At 44.5% G+C, this 18166-nt stretch carries 14 protein-coding genes; all 14 read right to left on the bottom strand.

Annotation, left to right across the window (positions count from 1 at the left end; translation table 11 throughout):
• Positions 1-171: 171 nt before the first annotated feature.
• The 14 genes from T472_RS09925 to T472_RS09860 all read right to left on the bottom strand — a co-directional run bounded on the left by T472_RS09925 (position 172) and on the right by T472_RS09860 (position 18018).
• On the bottom strand, positions 172-717 hold the full coding sequence (locus T472_RS09925; protein WP_160319138.1) for a YcxB family protein: 546 nt from the start codon (positions 715-717) through the stop codon (positions 172-174).
• Positions 718-777: 60 nt separating this feature from the next.
• Positions 778-1254: a DUF2691 family protein gene (locus tag T472_RS09920; protein ID WP_023388070.1), complete on the bottom strand. Its 477-nt coding sequence runs from the start codon at positions 1252-1254 to the stop codon at positions 778-780.
• Positions 1255-1555: 301 nt separating this feature from the next.
• A complete protein-coding gene (locus T472_RS09915) occupies positions 1556-2104 on the bottom strand; it encodes a YcxB family protein (protein ID WP_023388069.1) in 549 nt (182 codons plus the stop codon).
• Between the two features lie 558 nt (positions 2105-2662).
• Entirely contained in the window at positions 2663-2908 is a 246-nt protein-coding gene (locus T472_RS09910) for a hypothetical protein (RefSeq protein ID WP_023387145.1), read from the bottom strand.
• A 74-nt stretch (positions 2909-2982) separates the two neighbouring features.
• On the bottom strand, positions 2983-3909 hold the full coding sequence (locus T472_RS09905; RefSeq protein WP_023387146.1) for a recombinase family protein: 927 nt from the start codon (positions 3907-3909) through the stop codon (positions 2983-2985).
• A gap of 112 nt (positions 3910-4021) precedes the next feature.
• Positions 4022-5371, bottom strand: a complete 1350-nt coding sequence (gene rlmD, locus T472_RS09900) for a 23S rRNA (uracil(1939)-C(5))-methyltransferase RlmD (RefSeq protein WP_023387147.1) — start codon at positions 5369-5371, stop codon at positions 4022-4024.
• A 345-nt stretch (positions 5372-5716) separates the two neighbouring features.
• Positions 5717-7483: a pyruvate kinase gene (gene pyk / locus T472_RS09895; protein WP_023387148.1), complete on the bottom strand. Its 1767-nt coding sequence runs from the start codon at positions 7481-7483 to the stop codon at positions 5717-5719.
• A gap of 19 nt (positions 7484-7502) precedes the next feature.
• Entirely contained in the window at positions 7503-8459 is a 957-nt protein-coding gene (gene pfkA / locus T472_RS09890) for a 6-phosphofructokinase (RefSeq protein WP_023387149.1), read from the bottom strand.
• Positions 8460-8618: 159 nt separating this feature from the next.
• Complete coding sequence (locus tag T472_RS09885) at positions 8619-12221, bottom strand: DNA polymerase III subunit alpha (RefSeq protein ID WP_023387150.1); 3603 nt, start codon at positions 12219-12221, stop codon at positions 8619-8621.
• A gap of 44 nt (positions 12222-12265) precedes the next feature.
• Positions 12266-12556 carry a Dabb family protein gene (locus T472_RS09880; RefSeq protein WP_023387151.1) on the bottom strand — a complete coding sequence of 97 codons (291 nt, stop codon included), beginning with the start codon at positions 12554-12556 and terminating at the stop codon, positions 12266-12268.
• Positions 12557-12589: 33 nt separating this feature from the next.
• A complete protein-coding gene (locus T472_RS09875; RefSeq protein ID WP_023387152.1) occupies positions 12590-13891 on the bottom strand; it encodes a DRTGG domain-containing protein in 1302 nt (433 codons plus the stop codon).
• On the bottom strand, positions 13891-14841 hold the full coding sequence (gene whiA / locus T472_RS09870; protein ID WP_023387153.1) for a DNA-binding protein WhiA: 951 nt from the start codon (positions 14839-14841) through the stop codon (positions 13891-13893). The genes T472_RS09875 and whiA overlap by 1 nt, the downstream gene beginning before the upstream one ends.
• Positions 14842-15011: 170 nt before the next feature.
• The gene (locus T472_RS09865) at positions 15012-16010 is read right to left on the bottom strand and encodes a transposase (RefSeq protein ID WP_023863560.1); all 999 of its coding nucleotides are present in this window, start codon (positions 16008-16010) and stop codon (positions 15012-15014) included.
• A gap of 616 nt (positions 16011-16626) precedes the next feature.
• The gene (locus T472_RS09860; RefSeq protein WP_023388402.1) at positions 16627-18018 is read right to left on the bottom strand and encodes a gluconeogenesis factor YvcK family protein; all 1392 of its coding nucleotides are present in this window, start codon (positions 18016-18018) and stop codon (positions 16627-16629) included.
• Positions 18019-18166: the final 148 nt, after the last annotated feature.

The raw sequence follows: 18166 nt of genomic DNA, 5'->3' as shown, positions 1-18166 counted from the left end.
AAAGTGGGAAAGTTGAGTAAAATGACTTTAAGTCGCAATATCCTACAATTGCGAACTATCTTAATCTCTTATTATTCACTTCTTCGAACTATATTTTTTACTTTTTCTCCGATTTCAATTTTCGGACTTTGTGACATTACGATGACAATAGTAGTCTATCACTTTAGGTTCTTATGACTTAATTTCTCTTAATACATTAGATTTTAATTCGATGAAATCGAGAAATTTTAGCTTTTCTGCCTCATCTTTAAAAGTGGTTACTGGAAGAATATATGCCTGTATAGCACTAATAAAAATGTAAATAGCGTTTTCTGTTACTGCAATTTTTTCAATCAATGCATATTTGGATTTATTCTCAAAATTCGGTATAATTGCATGGATACCTTCATCATCAAACCTTAATATTGCATCCTTGTTGTATGGTTGTATACCCTCTTTTCTTATCCTCTCAATATCATTTTTCATAATATTAAAGGTGGTTTTTTTGCTAAATGCAACCCATAAAGCTGACATAATTGTCACCACTATTGCTGCAAAAAAAATTATTTTGAAATCCGAGTCTATAACAAATAATACAAATAATAAAATATATAGAATTACCGGAAGTATAAGCCTGTATGACAGTAATGCTCTTTTGCCAGCAGCACTGTTTGATAGCTGATACCAATTAAAATGCAAATAGTCCTGATCACTCAAAGTCACTTTAAACTCTATCACCATTTCCCCTCTTTCTATAAATGTACTATGTTTTTTAAATAATTCAAACTATCAATTTACTTATTTGGTGTTGTATATTGATAAATCTTCACTTAATGGAAATGCCTTCATAAAGCATTCTACTAAGTCTTTCTCCTCGCTTATAATTAGAGTCAAAGAACTATCCCAAGGCACAATTTCTATACTCGCCAAGGGGTGTTGTAAAGAAAGTGGATTCTTCCAAAACCCACCATAACCATCTGCATACGGAAGAGGATAGTCTAATATCTTTGCAAGTGGAATATCTTTATTAAATCCTGATAAAACTGCCCAAATCCATTGAATATCTTCATAGTCAACTATATTAGTCAGTTCGGTTCCACTTAACCAACAATATTCTTTAGATAGTAGCTCTTCAAAAGATTTCGTTTTTGGATAGCATTCAAAAGCAGTAATAAGCCAATTAAACTCGGTTTGTTTGTTATCGATGGCTTTAAATATTTTACTTAAATGGGTGTAGTAATGTTCACCCTTCTCAAGAATTGCTCCATACACCATATTCACACCTTCCAACTTTAACAAAACACCTTTTAGTCATATACAAACCTGTATGAATATAACACGAACGCCGAGAACTTTAACTGGTTCGGCTCATCAAAAATCTCTACCGTATACCGTCCAAATCTATTTATGCTCTTGATTAAAATAATCTCTATATCACTTGACTTACAATCCTGCAGTATATGGAAAAACTCTTTTCGGAGGCAATGGTGGCATCTAGTGTATTCTTTTATTATCAGCCACGATACAACCTCCGTAATTATAGGTTCTTTGACAAATAGGAATTGTCAGCTCCATGTCATGCTCGGTTTGTATCTCTTAATCTATCAGTTTTCGAATTGATAAATTCCAAGAACTGTTGTTTTTTCACGTCTTCTGAAAATGCTGTTACTGGAAGAATATATGCCTGTAAAGAGCTAAAATAAATATAGATAGCTTTTTCTGTTACCACAATTTTTTCAACCAATGAATATTTCGTTTTATTTTCAGTATTTGGTGAGATTTCATGTATGCTTTCATCGTCGAACTTTATTATTGCCTCGTTACTATATGGAAGCCTACCTTCTTTTTTCAATTTTTTAAGATTTTTCTCCATGGATTTTAAGATTATTTTTTTACTATAGCAAATCCACAATATAGATAAAATCGTCATTAATATTGCCTCAATCAAAAGTAATTGAAAATCAGGGTTCACAATAAATATTACAGCAACGAACATAAAACAAATAAAGGGAATAATCATTTTAAAAGTCATCAAATTTTTTTTGCCAACTGGACTATTTAATAAGTGATATTGATTAAATAGTAAATAATCACCATCATCTAAAGTTATTTTAAACTCAAACATAATTTCCACCCCTTATAAATAATATTATGTGATTCAATTTTAATTTCTATAAAACTGCTTTATTACCCACTTGTATTCAATTTCCCACTCATCATTACGACTAATAAACGTATTATAATGTTTTCACAATGTTGATTAGCCTATTCTGCAACCTTTTTAACCTCAACATCCAACCTGAACACACAACCTAGGATTTTTCAAAAAACATCTAAATCGACCACTTATAAACGATGTTATCTAAATCGACTTCTCACTAAGCACCGTTATCTAAATCGACCACTTGCAAGGGTTTAAGCCTATCTCGATATGTTCCCACGAAGTATAAAAAATCACATTTTCCACAATCTGATTTCGAAGGTAAAAACACACAAATGGCTTGAATACTAAGCATTCTACGATCCTATTCTTTTACCCTTGACATCAATGCTACCGTCTCGACGTGAAATTTTGCGACAATTACACATTTTTATTAAAAATGCCTATAAATCAACACTTTCACGACTTTTATGCGTTATTAAATATCCATCTTGACTACTCGCAAAGAAAATCTAGATTAGACTATTTTCCTGGTTTTTGTTTTTCAAGGTATTCTTCTTCTAACCTGCATTCTTCCTCAAAGCATTCATGACAAATATCAAATGTCTTTGCTTCTAAGTTAGCCTCACCTAGCTCTGCTACAAAATCTAGCAAATCAACTACCTGTTCCATACGATTACACTTCAAACAATGTATATAAACATTGTTATTTTTTATTGGAGTAAACGTGGTTACTCCGTTTTCGCTATCAGTTCTTACATATAGCATATACATACCTCCCATTTCTTGGTATGTACATATACGCTCTAATAGCATTATTAGTCAAGGATTTTAGGCTGTATCTATTTCTTTTTTGAGCTATATTTTGTAGCTTTTCGTTTAGGTCCCTCTGCAGTGTTTTTCATATTGCTTCTTGCTTGTTTTTCTAGTTGTACTGCTCTAAACGTAGCCTTATCTATGATTGCCTCATGGCTGTCTTGGATCAAATATGAATCTGTACTTTTTTCAGATTTAAGTATTTCTACATCGCCTATATATTTTTCGTTGGAAAGCAAATGATTGATACTTTCTTTATGCCAGGTTGCTTTTCCTGTAGATGATATAATCCCTTTTTCCTTTAATTTTTTACTAATTCCACCTAAGCTTTCTCCTTGCAAATATAGTTTAAATATAATGCGAACAACTTCTGCTTCTGTTTCATCTATCTGTAGGTTACCATTTTCATCATGTGTATACCCATAGCACTTGCGTCTATATAGACCTGATGTTCCTTCTGCCGCATGATACTTGTATCCTATTTTTATATTTTCACCTCTAGACTCATTATCAGCTTGCGCCAATGAAGCTACTATGGATACCAGCATTTCATCATCCATATATTCAGTATCAACATAATTATTTAATAGTAGCAGCCTTGCTCCATTATCCTTTATCGCTCTCATAGCTGTTAAAATTTCCACTGTATCTCTACCCATGCGTTCTATGGATTTTGCTACTATAATTTTGATTTTTCCAGCTTTACAATCTTCTATTAAGCGATCAAACTGTTTTCTTGAAGCTCCTGTCTTACTGGTTGCAACTTCAACATAAGCATCTACTAGTTTCCAATCCTCAATAATAGATACATAATTTGTTAATGTGGAAACTTGAATTGAGAGGCTTTCCAGCTGAGCTGTATCAGCTGAACTTACTCTACAATAAATTCCAACGGGTTTTATATCATGTTGCAGTCTTGCGGGTATAAACTGTACATTTTTTCCTAGTTGCATATTATATCTCCCACGAATTTAGTCTAACTATATTTTATTGCATATATGATTAGACTACAATCTGTTTTTTAAGCAAAACCACCATATATAGATTTTTTATTAGGCTTGACCACTATATGTTGCGTGTTATCAATGCTACCGTCTCAACGTGCGCAGTCTGCGGAAAGTTGTCAACCGGAGTCGCCTCAACAAGCTCATATCCGAGCTCAGCCAAAATTCCGATATCCCTTCCGAGGGTAGCTGCGTCACAAGATACATAGACCAATCTTTTCGGCCCCATGGCGGCAATAGATTCGAGAAGAGACCTTTCGCAGCCTTTTCGTGGTGGATCTACAACAACGACATCAGCATGGATGCCCTGCCCAATAAGATCAGAAATTACGTCTTCGGACTTCCCTTCAATGAATTCGATGTTTGTGACTCCGTTCATCTCAGCATTCAGCCAGGCATCTGCAACAGCTTCCCTGACTATTTCAACTCCATATACCTTCCTGGCTTTTTTTGACAGGAACATGCTAATTGTACCCGCTCCGCAGTATGCGTCAAACACTATCTCATTTCCAGTAAGACCTGCATATTCAAGGGCTTTTGAATACATGACTTGTGTCTGTGCAGGATTCACCTGGAAGAATGAATGTGGAGATATCCTGAACTTAAATTCAGATATGTAGTCCTCGATATGGTCTGTGCCGTACAGCACTATGTTGCTTTCTCCGAGTATTACATTTGTATCCCTGTCATTTATATTAAGGATAAGCGATTTGAAGCCATCTATACTGCTTAATCTTCTTGTCAGGTCCTCATTATTCGGCAGTTCTGCCTTTGTCGCTACTATGACAACCATGAGGTCACCGGTTGTGAAGCCCTTTCTGACCATTATGTGCCTTATGAGTCCTGTGCCATCGGCCTGGTAAGGGAGTATACCTTTGTCCTCCATCCACTCTCTGACGATCTTAAGTACCTTATCGCCATCTTCATGCTGGATAATGCAGCTCTCCATATCAATTATCCTGTGTGACCTTTTCGCATAGAATCCGGATACTATCTTCCCGTTTTCAAGTCCTACAGGCAGCTGTACCTTGTTCCTGTACCTGAATGGATTTTCCATTCCCAAAGTGTCATTAACAACAGGATCCTTGACTCCACCGATCCTCTCGATAGCATCCCTGACTCTCTTTTTCTTGAATTCAAGCTGGCTCTCATAGGTCTGGTGCTGAAGGTCGCAGCCTCCGCACTTCCAGTAATATGGGCATGGGGGCTCCACCCTGAGTTTTGAAGGTACATCAATCGATGCAATCTTTCCAAATGCCAGGTTCTTGTTTACCTTAAGTATATGTATAGATGCCTTCTCACCAGGCAGAGCATTCTCTATGAAAACAGGCATGCCTTCTATCCTCGCTATGCCTTCCCCGTTATATCCCTGGCCGGTTATATCAGCCTTTATGATGTCGTTCTTCTTCATTGGAGCTACCCCCTCATATTTCGTCATTTCTTTTCCGTTTAATTGTAACATAAGCATGCATATGTCAGCATATTGACTGGCTCAGGCAAAAAAAATAGCACCCATGCGGGTGCCTATAGAATCAGTTGACTTATCGCTCATTTGATACTTTACAACTATATCACTGCTCGAAAAAATTAATGTAAATATTTTGTTAACATTTTATTATATTTATATGAACATAACTGATTGGAATCTGTATTGCATTGGCTATCAACGATATCCGCTATTTATGAACAAATTGTTAATTTTATTATCTAAGGATACTAATGAAAAAAGCGCGGACGAGCCGCGCTTAGAAATATCCTATGACTTAAGGTTAGTCTTTCCGTTTATGACAAGGCTTCTCTTTCCGTCGATAGTAACCAGAGTACCTTCAGTAAGTACCTGCATGGCATCCACAGAATCAGCGATTATCGGGATGTCGTGCCTCATAGCTTCCACAGTCACCGCAGAGGTGACCTGGTTCGTCTCGACTATTATTCCCGAGACCTTGTGGAGTACTTCAAGGTAGGAATCGTCGAGAGTCCTTGTTACGAGGATATCCTCATCCTCAAGCTTTTCCCTTGCTTCCTCTATGTTTTCAGCCTTCTTTACCACACCGCTCTTGATCTGGTTTGTCTTATGCGTCCTCTTACCCTGGAGAAGCACTTCCCCGATGAGATGGACCTTGATCATGTTGGTGGATCCTACGTAGTTGATCGGAAGACCGGCTGTTATGACAACGATCTCTCCGTCTGTCACGAAGCCCTTTTCCTTTACGAGAGCGGCAGATTTCTCTATCATCTCGTCTGTCGTGGTATACATCTCGGCAACTATCGGGTAGCAGCCCCAGTACACTGACAGCATCCTTGCAACCTTGTCGCTCGGGGTGATCGATATTATCGGACACTGCGGTCTGAACCTTGATACGTTCCTTGCAGTGCTTCCGGATACTGTAGCTGTGATGATCGCAGAAGCGCCAAGCTCATGGGCGGTAGTAACTGAAGCAAGGCTTATGGCAGATGGAACTGATGAGACCTTCTGCTGCATCTTTGCAGTTAGAATGGAATCATACTTCAGCCTGTCCTCGGCTTCGCATGCGATCCTGGCCATAGTGGATACAGCCTCGACAGGGTACTTGCCGTTTGCGGTCTCTCCCGAAAGCATGATTGCATCAGAACCGTCGAATATCGCGTTGGCAACGTCTGAAACCTCAGCCCTTGTAGGCCTTGGGTTCCTTATCATTGACTCAAGCATCTGGGTAGCTGTTATTACAGGCTTGCCATGGAGGTTGCAGAGCTCGATGATCTTCTTCTGCATTACAGGTACCAGCTCAAGTGGGATCTCTACTCCCATGTCGCCTCTGGCAACCATGATCCCATCAGAGTACTTGACTATCTCCTCTACATTGTCGACGCCTTCCTGGTTCTCGATCTTCGATATCAGGAATATGTCGTCTCCGCCCAGGTCCCTCAGTACCTTCCTTATGGCAAGTACGTCCTCAGCCTTCCTTATGAAGGAGGCTGCAACGAAATCCACACCCATCTCCACACCGAACTTCAGGTCCGATATGTCCCTTTCGGTAAGGGCAGGAAGCTGTGTCTTGATCCCAGGCAGGTTTACTCCCTTGTGGTTGGAGACATTGCCTGTGTTGAGTATTCCGCAGGTTATCCTGTTTCCATCGATGGAAATGACTTCAAGTCCTACCAGACCGTCATCAATTAAGATCCTGCTTCCAGGTACAACGTCCTCCGCAAGCTTCTCGTAGGTTACAGAAAACTGCTTAGCATCGCCCAGGATCTCTTCTCCTGCGATGACATCAACGAATTCACCTTCCTGAAGAGTGACTACAGGATCCTTGAAGTTATGGGTCCTTATTTCGGGTCCCTTGGTATCAAGAAGGATCGCAACAGTCTTTCCAAGGTTCTTGGCTATTTTCCTAACCCTCTCCATCTTCATGCCATGGGATTCATGGTCTCCATGTGAGAAGTTGAATCTTGCAGTGTTCATACCTGCAATAACCAGTCTCCTGATTACCTCTTCGCTTTCCGATGCCGGTCCGATGGTACATACTATTTTGGTCTTTCTCATCTCTGCCTCCTTAGTGCAATTATGACATGTCCATTGCTATCTTGTAGAGTTCCTCGTCAAATGTCCTTTCCATTGCCAGTGCCTCATATATGTCCATGTCAATTATCTTGTTAGCCTTGATTCCAACGACCCTTGCGGACTTTCCTTCCATAAGCAGCTCAACCGCCCTATGCCCCATCCTGGCAGCAAGTATCCTGTCAAATGCAGTAGGTACTCCGCCTCTCTGTATGTGTCCAAGAACTGTTGCCCTGGCTTCGATTCCAGTAAGCTCCTCGATGTCCTGGGCAAGCTCCCTTGCTCCTCCGACACCCTCAGCGACCACAACCAGGTTGTGGTTCTTCTTCATCTTCCTGCCTTCCATGACTTCCCTGATTGCCTCTTCCTTTGTCATCTTCTTCTCAGGGACGAGAATGGTCGTGGCTCCGCCTGCAAGTCCTGCATAGAGTGCAAGGTCGCCGCAGTTTCTCCCCATGACTTCTACTACAGAAACCCTCTGGTGTGAGGATGAAGTATCCCTCAGCTTATTGATGGCATCAGTTATCGTATTCTGTGCTGTATCAAAGCCTATGGTGTAGTCAGTATACGCAAGGTCATTGTCTATGGTTCCCGGAAGACCTATCGTCTTTATCCCTAGGTCTGAAAGACCCTTGGCGCCCATGAAGGAACCGTCTCCGCCAATGACGATGAGTCCCTCGATGCCATATATCCTCAGTACCTGGGCAGCTTTCTCCCTGACAACAGGGTCCTTGAATTCAGGGCACCTCGCAGTCTTAAGTATGGTACCGCCCTTCTGGATGATATCTGAAACTGCCCTTCTGTCCATGGGATGGAAATCTCCGTTGATGAGACCCTCATAACCCATGTTTATTCCTATTACTTCTATATCGTTCTTTAATGCAGTCCTAACAACCGCTCTGATGGCGGCGTTCATTCCTGGAGCGTCCCCTCCGCTTGTCAGTATGGCTATCTTTTTCACACTATTCTCCTCCTTGGAGCAAGTTTGGAATTGTCCGTATGTCTGAAAACCAGACAGACCCATTACATTGTATTACTAGACAGCATCATTTTCAAGAAATTTACATAATCCGAAAACCAAACAATCGGTTAACTTTTCATACATTAGGTATTATGTATATCATGCACTCCCTGCAGACCTCTCAACCATCTTAACATTGGCCTCACCAAGCTTTTCCTTCAACATGCCAAGTATATCGGAATTATGGTCCACCCAGAGCTCTTTGGCAAGCTTCATGGTGTCCTTCGATTTTCCTGCCACAACATATACCGGAGTATCTCCATGGAATGTCCGAAATACCGACCTCAGCCTCTTCACCTCTAGCTTCGCAGCCTCCATATCGTCGAACCTCAGGTATATCCGCTTTTCCATCCTGGACTTCAGCGGACCCAGCTCTTCAACTATGATCTTAGGGGCCTCGTCCTCCTTCATGGACATCCTGCCCTTAAGCAGGACTATGCTGTCCTCCCTCAGGGATTCAAGCAGCTTCTCGTAGGATTTTGGGAATACGATCCCTTCTATGACACCTGTAAGGTCCTCGAAGTTGAGGAAAGCCATCATCGCCTGGTTCCTTGTGATCTTCCTGGTGATGTTCCTTATGAGGCCACCCATGATCACCTTGTCCCCGTCCTTTAGACCCGGCTCGGCCATAATACTCTCCGTATAGAGGGCAGCCTCATCCCTGATGTCATCAAGGATAGCATCGGCACCCTTTGTTATCTCAGAAACGCTCGTGCTGGACATCCTTCTTATGAGGTCCTCGAAGTCATCCAGAGGATGTCCTGAAAGGTACATCCCGGTCATCTCCTTCTCCATCGCAAGCATGTCCTTCTTGTCGAATTCCCTGAGGTTCGGAAGCTCTATTCCTGAAAGGGAATGGTCCTCCATGATGTCTCCGAACAGTGATACCTGTCCCTCGATGGTCCTCTTCCTCACCTGGGTGAAGCTGTCAAGGACCCTGTCATATACAGCCAGCAGCTGTGCCCTTGCACCCTCAAGACCGTCAAAGCATCCAGACTTGATCAGAGCCTCGAGGGCCCTCTTGTTAACCGAGCCCTGCTCGATCCTTTCCGCGAAATCCATGAGGCTCCTGAACCTGCCACCCTCTTCCCTTATCTTCACGAACGAGTCAACCATGTTCCGCCCGACTCCCTTTATCGCGCCAAGGCCGAAGCGTATGGTCGTTCCCTTTACAGTGTACCTGAACTCAGATTCGTTGATATCAGGTGGCAGGACCTTTATGCCAAGCTCCTTTGCGGACCTCAGGTAGGCACCGCACTTTTCGCTGTTGCCGATCACCGAATTAAGCATGGCTGCTATGAATTCCTGCGGATAGTACCTCATGAGGAATCCGGTCTGGTAGCCTATTACTGCGTATGCAGCCGCATGTGCCTTGTTGAAGGCATAGCTTGCGAAATCGGTCATCTGGTCGAATATTTTATTCGCAGCAGATTCATCAATTCCCCGCCTTATGCAGCCCTCTACGATTATTTTTCCGTCTTTGTCAGTTAGGCCGTATATGAAATTCTTGCGTTCCTCTTCCATTACGTCATGCTTCTTCTTGGACATTGCACGCCTTACAAGGTCGCTCCTGCCAAGTGAGTATCCCGCAAGGTCCCTCACAATCTGCATTACCTGCTCCTGATAGATTATGACACCATACGTTACAGAAAGTATTGGTTCAAGCTCCCTGCAGAGATATGTTATCTTCTCCGGATTCTTCTTGTTCTCTATGTACCTTGGTATCTCAGCCATGGGACCCGGCCTGTAAAGCGAGATCCCCGCAATGATATCCTCAAGGCTGTCAGGTCTCAGTTCCTTCATGAAGCTTGTCATTCCTGCTGATTCAAGCTGGAACACTCCCACGGTCCTTCCATCACCTATCATCCTGAATACCTCAGGATCCTTGAGGTCAAGGGCGTCAATATCGACAGTCTCGCCCCTGTTGGCCTTCACCATCTCCACTGTGTCCCTCATGACAGTAAGTGTCCTTAGTCCAAGGAAATCCATCTTAAGAAGACCAAGCTCCTCCAAAGTGTTCATGGTGAACTGGGTAACCACCATGTCCTCGTTCTTCTGAAGAGGAACATATTCGACGAGAGCCTTCTCTGAGATCACCACACCTGCCGCATGGGTGCTGGCGTGCCTTGAAAGACCCTCCAGCTTCCTGGCCACATCTATGAGCTCCATCACCCTGCCGTCTTCCTCATATGCTCTCTTGAATTCAGGGTTGATCTCCAGCGCCTTGTCTATGGTGATGTTAAGCATCCCCGGGATCATCTTCGCTATCTGGTCAACTTCCCCATATGGGTAGTTCATCGCCCTTCCCACATCCCTTATGCAGGCTTTCGCAGCCATGGTACCGAAGGTTATGATCTGGGCGACATTGTCAGCTCCATACTTGCCTACCACATATTCGATCACCTCTCCCCGCCTCTCATAGCAGAAATCGGAGTCAATATCAGGCATCGATATCCTCTCGGGATTGAGGAACCTTTCAAAGAGCAGGCTGTACTTTATAGGGTCTATCTTCGTTATGTTGAGGCAATATGAGACAACTGACCCCGCCGCGCTTCCTCTACCTGCACCTGTGGCTATACCATTGTCATTTGCAAACTTTATGAAGTCCCAGACAATGAGGAAGTAGTCCACATATCCCATGTCCCTCATTACCGCCAGCTCGTAGTCAACCCTTTTGAGCAGCTCTTTTGCCTCAGAGTCATCAAAGCCAGAGATTTCGTCAGTTGAGAATACCCTTCCCTTGAATCCGCTGAAAACGGGATACTTCTCAACCATCCCTTTATATACCTGTTCCTTCAGGTACCCGAAATGGTCAACCCCCTCAGGCAAAGGGAACCTCGGCAGCTTTGGTACATTGAACTCATAGCTGAAGCTGCATTCCTCTGCAATCCTGACCGTGTTTTCAAGCGCCTCCGGAATCTCTCCGAACAGCCTCTCCATCTCCTCAGGAGACTTCATGTAGAACTCAGGCGAAGGATATCTCATCCTTTCCTCTACGTCCACGGTCTTTCCAGTCTGGATGCAAAGGAGTATGTCGTGGGCCCTTGAGTCCTCCTTCTCGATGTAGTGGACGTCATTCGTTGCAACGAGAGGTATTCCCAGCTCCCTTGCAAGCTCTATGTTCAGTTTGTTTACCTTCCGCTGCTCCATCATCCCATGGTCCTGAAGCTCAAGGTAGAAGCCGTCCCTGAAGGTGTCCCTGTAGAAAATGGCTGCTTCCCTTGCCTTGCCGGGCATGTCCATGTTGAAGTAATTCTGCACCTCTCCGCCGAGGCATGCTGAAAGGCAAATAAGCCCTTCCGAGTGGGACCTGAGGAATTCATGGTCCACCCTGGGCTTGTAGTAGAATCCCCTAAGGGACCCTTCAGTGACTATCTTCATGAGATTTTTGTACCCGGTCTCGTTCTTCACAAGAAGCACCAGATGGTGCGTCGAATTCTCAGAATCCTGGTTCTTCTGGTCCATGGACGTGGCAGCCACATAGATCTCACAGCCTATTACAGGCTTGAGTCCTACCTTGACTGCCTCCTTATAAAACTCCACGGCTCCATACATGGCTCCGTGGTCAGTAATGGCGATATGCCCCATTCCGAGCTCCTTCGCCTTTGCTACCATCTTCTTTATCATTCCCGAACCGTCAAGGAGGCTGTACTCCGTATGAAGGTGAAGGTGGCAGAATCCCGCCTTATTCTTTTCATTCATTTTCCTCACACCTCCTGGAAAATCGCGATTCCGGACTGTAAATCCTAAGCGAGGAAGTCACACGCAGCTGACTTCTCTATCATGGGCCTTATATTCTTCAGCACATGCTCCACATGGTAATAGCTGTCCTGGTATGTGTCCATGTCTTCCTTCGAATCAAATGTAGTTATAAGGCATATGTCAAAGCTCCTGCCCGTAAAGAGGGTGTCCTTGCCTACTGTAATCCCCTTGAGCTCAGGTATCTTGCCCTCCATTGACATAAGTATCTCCCTTGCCTTCTCCATGTTCTCCGGGCTGTTGTCCTTAAGCTTGAACATTACTACATGATAAAACATAATATCTCCTCGCATTTCAATTTATTTTGTTTCCTATTCACGCACTTCAGGTGTATGAAGAGCGCTGAGCGTTCCTACCGAGATTGTTGAACCCTTTGACAAGAGCTTCATTCCTATTTTTGACCTGTTCTTTCCTGAAGACAGTATCGTCGCCTCCACCGTAAACTCCGAGTCAACCTCAAGGCTTCCCATGAAGTCCAGAGATACGCTGTCCATGGTGCAGCTGTAGAACCTGTTCTCCAGCACTGTCATGGCAGATTTGACCATGAACATTGACAGTACGCTGTTTGACGCATTGCCATAGGGGTCCAGCATATCCGGTTTGACATACCCTTTGAAGCTGTATGTGCCATCAAGCCTTTCCAGCTCCATGTCCTTTATTACCCTGTCCTCCAGCGTATCCTTCTCCATGGGCCTGGTATCCCTGTCCTGAAGCGCTTTCAGTATGTCGGTCCTTGTTATGACACCCACCAGCCGGTCCCCTTCAGTTATTGGGCACAGCTGCAGGTTCTCCCAGTCCATCACATGGGCTATGTGTGATACAGTGGCTCTCGGGCTATAGGTCACAGCCACCTTCCTCATGACCTTCTCAATGGACTCGTCATCCCTTTTCCCCACAACCTCCCTTGTAGAGACTACCCCAAGAACCTTCATCCTGTGGTCTACCACAGGGAACTTCTCATAGTCCGTCTCTTCACTGAGAGCCTTGAAATCCCTCACCGTATCATCTGACCTGAGGTATGCCGGAGCCTTCTTAAGCAGGTCTCCTACATACGGTATGGTGCTCTTTATGAGCTTCTCGGATATCGCCCTGCTTATGAGGGACCCGGTGGTGAAGGAATCGTAGGAGGTTGATATTACAGGAATCTTCAGCCTGTCCGCCATCTCTATGACCTTCTTTTCGGCACTGAAGCCGCCGGTTACAAGGACCCCAACACCAGAGCTGAGCGCAAGCAGATGTACGTCATCCCTGTTTCCTGCAATAAGAAGACCTCCTGGATGAAGGTACTTCTTCATTGCATCAAGGGTCATCGCCCCGATGTTGAACCTGGAGACAGTCTTGTCCAGACCGCCTTCCCCGGCAAGCAGCTCCCCGTCAACGATCCTCAGGACCTCCTTGTACGTGATGCTCTCGAGCTTCTTCTCCTTAGGGCTTTCAACCCTTATGGTTCCTGCCCTGGGAAGTGTCTCAAGGTATCCATCTTCCTCCATCTTCTTAATGGCCTTGTATGCGGTAGCCTCGCTGACATCCATCTCACGGGCAAGGCTTCTGACGGAAATCTTGCGGCCAAGCTCCATTTCCCTGATAGCATCGCATATCCTTTCGAGCTTCATCAGAGACCACCCTTCCTCAGTTCATCAGCGATCTTCTCAATCTTCCTAAGCCTGTGGTTTACGCCGGACTTCCCGACCGGCGGGTCAAGCATCTCCCCCAGTTCCTTAAGGGATTCGTCCGGATAGTCAAGCCTGATCTCGGCAATTTCCCTTAACGGTTTCGGAAGCCTTCCAAGTCCGATCCTTGTCTCTATGAGCTTGATCGACTCCACCTGCCTTACAGCGGCATTTACCGTCTTCGACAGGTTGGCTGTCTCACAGTTGACTATCCTGTTGACATTGTTCCTCATGTCCTTGACTATCCTAATGTTCTCTATCTCAAAGAGGCTGTTGTGAGCTCCTATTATGTTCAGGATATCCACTATCTGCTCTCCCTCCTTCAGATATACTATGAAGGAGTTCTTCCTGCTTATGACCTTTGCACTGAGGCCGAAGGTATTGATAAGCTCCATCAGGTCTCCTGCATACTCCTGGGAGTTAGCCACAAACTCTATATGGTATGCCTTTTCAGGGTTCTGGATGCTGCCTGAACCGAGGAACGCCCCTTTAATGTAGGCCTTCCTTGCTGCATCGGTCCTTACCAGACTCTTCTTGATCCTGAACTCCGGATCGAATGGTCCATCCTCATCCCTCAATATCCCGGTTTCCTGCATTAATCTCCTTAGGCCCATATCCTCGCTGATGACAACAATGTACATGTTGTTCCTCTTCAGAGAACTGCCTTTCTTGACCATCAGATTCGCATGTATATCAAAATGCTCCTTGAGCAGCTTGAAAACAAATCTTGCTGTGGATGGGTTTTCAGTTGTTATCTTGAATGACAGCTTGTTTGAAGAGAACATTATGGTCCCTGATACCCTCATTATCGCGGATATCAGAGCGCTTGCTTCTTCTTTTGTCACTTCAGCATCCCTTGTTATTTCACTTTTTACCTTTGCAGAAAAGGACATCTTTACTCACTCCATTTGTTTAAGGCAGAACCGGCATATATCCTCTATTATAGCATAGACAACTCTGCCGGGAGAATCCAAAATGAAGAGTCAGGCAAATACAGTCCCGACTCTTCATGTTTATCTTAATCCATAACTTTTCGACTTTGGTAATAGGTCGCTGGGAATTTCTAAAGCTCATACAGATGACCAAAACAATATAGCTGTTCAGGAAGCGTTCCGCCTATCTGTTTCAGCAAATTGCGGTTGCCTTTAGTCATTACCTCATAACGCCAATTTCCTGTTATTTTCTCTATCCTTATTCCTGACAAATACTCCTGAAGCACACCATTCATAGAATATTCCTTCAGGGAGTCAGTGGTGCGAAGAAGGTCATAGACCCTGTAGCACATCATAATGCTCAGGTGGTTCAAAAAGAGCCAGGCCTCCATCGCCGCATCAGATCGCAGATAGCTGGAATCGAAGTCCATCAGATTTTTGTAGTCATCGAAGAACTGCTCAATGTGCATGCGTTTTTTGTACAGCTGGTAGATTTTTTCAGCCGGTTCAGTAAGACTGGTCTTCAAGACTATTGTTCCAAATTCCAGCTGCCTGGCCCTCAAGCCTTCTTCGCTGCAGCCTTCATGGCGCTCGAACAATCTTCGCATGTAGTCCTGTTCCTCTTTTAGCCGAAGCACTCCATCCAGAAAAACAGATAGAACATGCCCCTTACCATCATTTTGGCTATAGTGCCATATTGGCCGGTCGCTGAATTGGAATGCCCCGTCAAAACCTGATCTGTCTGCAGATTGTAGCGGAGTACGGTCATACATCTGGTTAGTTCTACCTAGTGGAACTATATAGTTAAGCCCGGATTTATCAAGGTCATTGAAGTTGGAGGAAGAACCAAAGCCTTTGTCTGCAATGACAACCGTGTCACTGACATTCATTTCGCTGAGCAATGAGGTAAAGACGCTGATGTCACGGACGCTTCCCGGGAACTTGCGGTTGTATGCTGGCATTCCTCCGTTCTGTCCGCCCATGAAGGCATATAGCAGGTTGATATGTGGGTCGCAGATGCCCTTGCTGTCATAGCCAGTCTGGTTATCCTGCATCTTTTCGCTTAGGGAAATCAACCCAGTACCATAAAAAATCAGATATTCGCGTTCCTCCATGAGAAAATCTTTCATGAACAGAGAGATTGATTGACTACACGTTCCAATCCCTTTAAGAAGGGAGGTAATCGAGGATCCGCTGATGGCGAGGTCCGGCCAGATTTCTAATATGGATGAGGTAGAGTACCGCTCTGCAATATAACGGAATGAACAAGGCCTGATTGTTCGCAGCAGGCAGATTGTCTACAGTTCCTTCCAATGATCTGGAAACCTCAGTTGAAGCTTTTCACGGATGTCTGAAGACAGTGAGGCCAAAAGCCAACTGGCCCCGAACCCTTTGCTGATGACCGGTTCTGTGATATCAACCAATTTGCGCTGTACAGGAATGAGACCATCCGGAGTAAGAACTCCTAGATACTCACCGCTGATTTTCCTGGCTCGTTAAAGCTCAGTGTCCCACTTTGCCGCCGATCACTTTAATCTCTGTACCTTTTTGTCTCCGCTCTTTTGCCCATTGAGGAATAGTAGCCATGCGCAGCCTCCATATAACCAATTTGGTAATATGGTTATACCTTGAATATTGGCGTTCTGTCACGATAAAATGCGGCAAAACGCCTGCGGTTGTAGTGTTTATCCTATTAACTATAACTTCAGTGACTAAGCCTATTCCCAAATATCGGAAATTTACGGCTTAATTCATACTGTCTGTCTTCTTATCGGCCTTGCGGTCGACACCCTGATGCTCACCATGCATCCTTTCCCTGATCTTCAGCTTGTCAGAGAGAAGCACATACTCGAGTATCCTCTTCTTGTCATATATGAGGGATTTCCTTAATATGGTATCCATCAGAACCCTTGAAAGCTTCTCGGCATCATGCCTTACAGAATCCTCCCTTGCGAGAAGGAAGTCACCTAAAACCAGCTCGAAGCTGTATTTCGAGAGATTATCCCGGTCTACAAGGACCTCGGTCTGTCCCATGTTTCCATACTTTTCCTTAAGGGTCATGTTGTCGATGAGAGTTGTATTTGCAATGACATAATCCAGGTTTCCGAAATCAGCGTGGGCCAGTATGGACCTCACGTGGTCTGAAACCCTGAAGTTGTCCGTCTCCCCAGGCTGGGTCATGACGTTTGAAATGTATATCTTGAGTCCCTTCGATTCCCTGATTGCTTCAACTATACCCTTCACCAGAAGATTGGGGATGATCGAGGTGAACAGTGAACCTGGTCCAAGAACCACAGCATCCGCATTCCTGATCGCTTCGGCCGCATCAGGCAGGCACTTCGCATCCGAGGGTTCGATATAAAGCCTTTTGATCGGACTTGCCTCTTCCCTTCCAACTACGGGTATGTGTGATTCTCCGATGACTATCTGTCCGCTTTCAAGCTCAGCATTTATCCTCAGGTCCTCCAAAGTGACAGGAAGTACCTTTCCGGTTATTGCCAGGACGTTTGCCATCTTAGCCACAGCATCCTCAAAGTTGTCCGAGACACCGTCCATTGCTGCAAGGAAAAGATTTCCGAAGCTCTGGCCCTTCAGCGAGCCATCCTGGAACCTGTACTGCATCAGGTCCTCCATCAGGGTATCAGTATTGGCAAGGGCAACCAGGCAGTTCCTTATGTCGCCGGGAGGGAGTATACCAAGGTCTTCCCTGAGCTTCCCCGAGCCGCCGCCATCGTCTGCCACAGTGACAACTGCCGTTATGTTATTAGTGTAATGCTTAAGCCCTCTCAGAAGGGTGGAGAGTCCTGTTCCTCCGCCTATGACAACCACTTTCGGTCCCTGTACCAGAAGCTTCCTCTCATGGACCAGGCTTCCTATCTCCCTTGAATCAAGGTTGACATTTACCATACCCTTCTCCACAAGGCCCACAAAATTCGTGACCCCTTCACTCATGGCAAGGTATATCGTGAAGAGCCCGACTGCTATGATGTATACGTAGAAGAGCTTATAGTAGACATTGTAATATCTGTGGAAGATCATCTCAAATACGCCGAACACGATGAAGAACATGCCCGAAAACCCAAGTGCCACCCATCTCTTTATTCCTATTCCAAGATTGAACCAGTTCCTGAATCTCAAGCAATCACCACCGGTAATAATCATTATGGGTTAAGCCCCCATCTTCTCGATTGAACAAAATCGCTACGCGATAGTTCCTTGTCTAAATTCTATACTTATGCCTCTTGAATTGACAGAGGCTTTTTTCAGTGAAAAAAATAGTAGATGT

Origin of the sequence: Youngiibacter fragilis 232.1 (genome assembly GCF_000495435.3) — a bacterium.
GTDB classification, from domain to species: domain Bacteria; phylum Bacillota; class Clostridia; order Clostridiales; family Clostridiaceae; genus Youngiibacter; species Youngiibacter fragilis.
The sequence above is the reverse complement of the archived record's forward strand: the minus strand, read 5'-3'. Positions and strand labels throughout refer to the sequence as shown.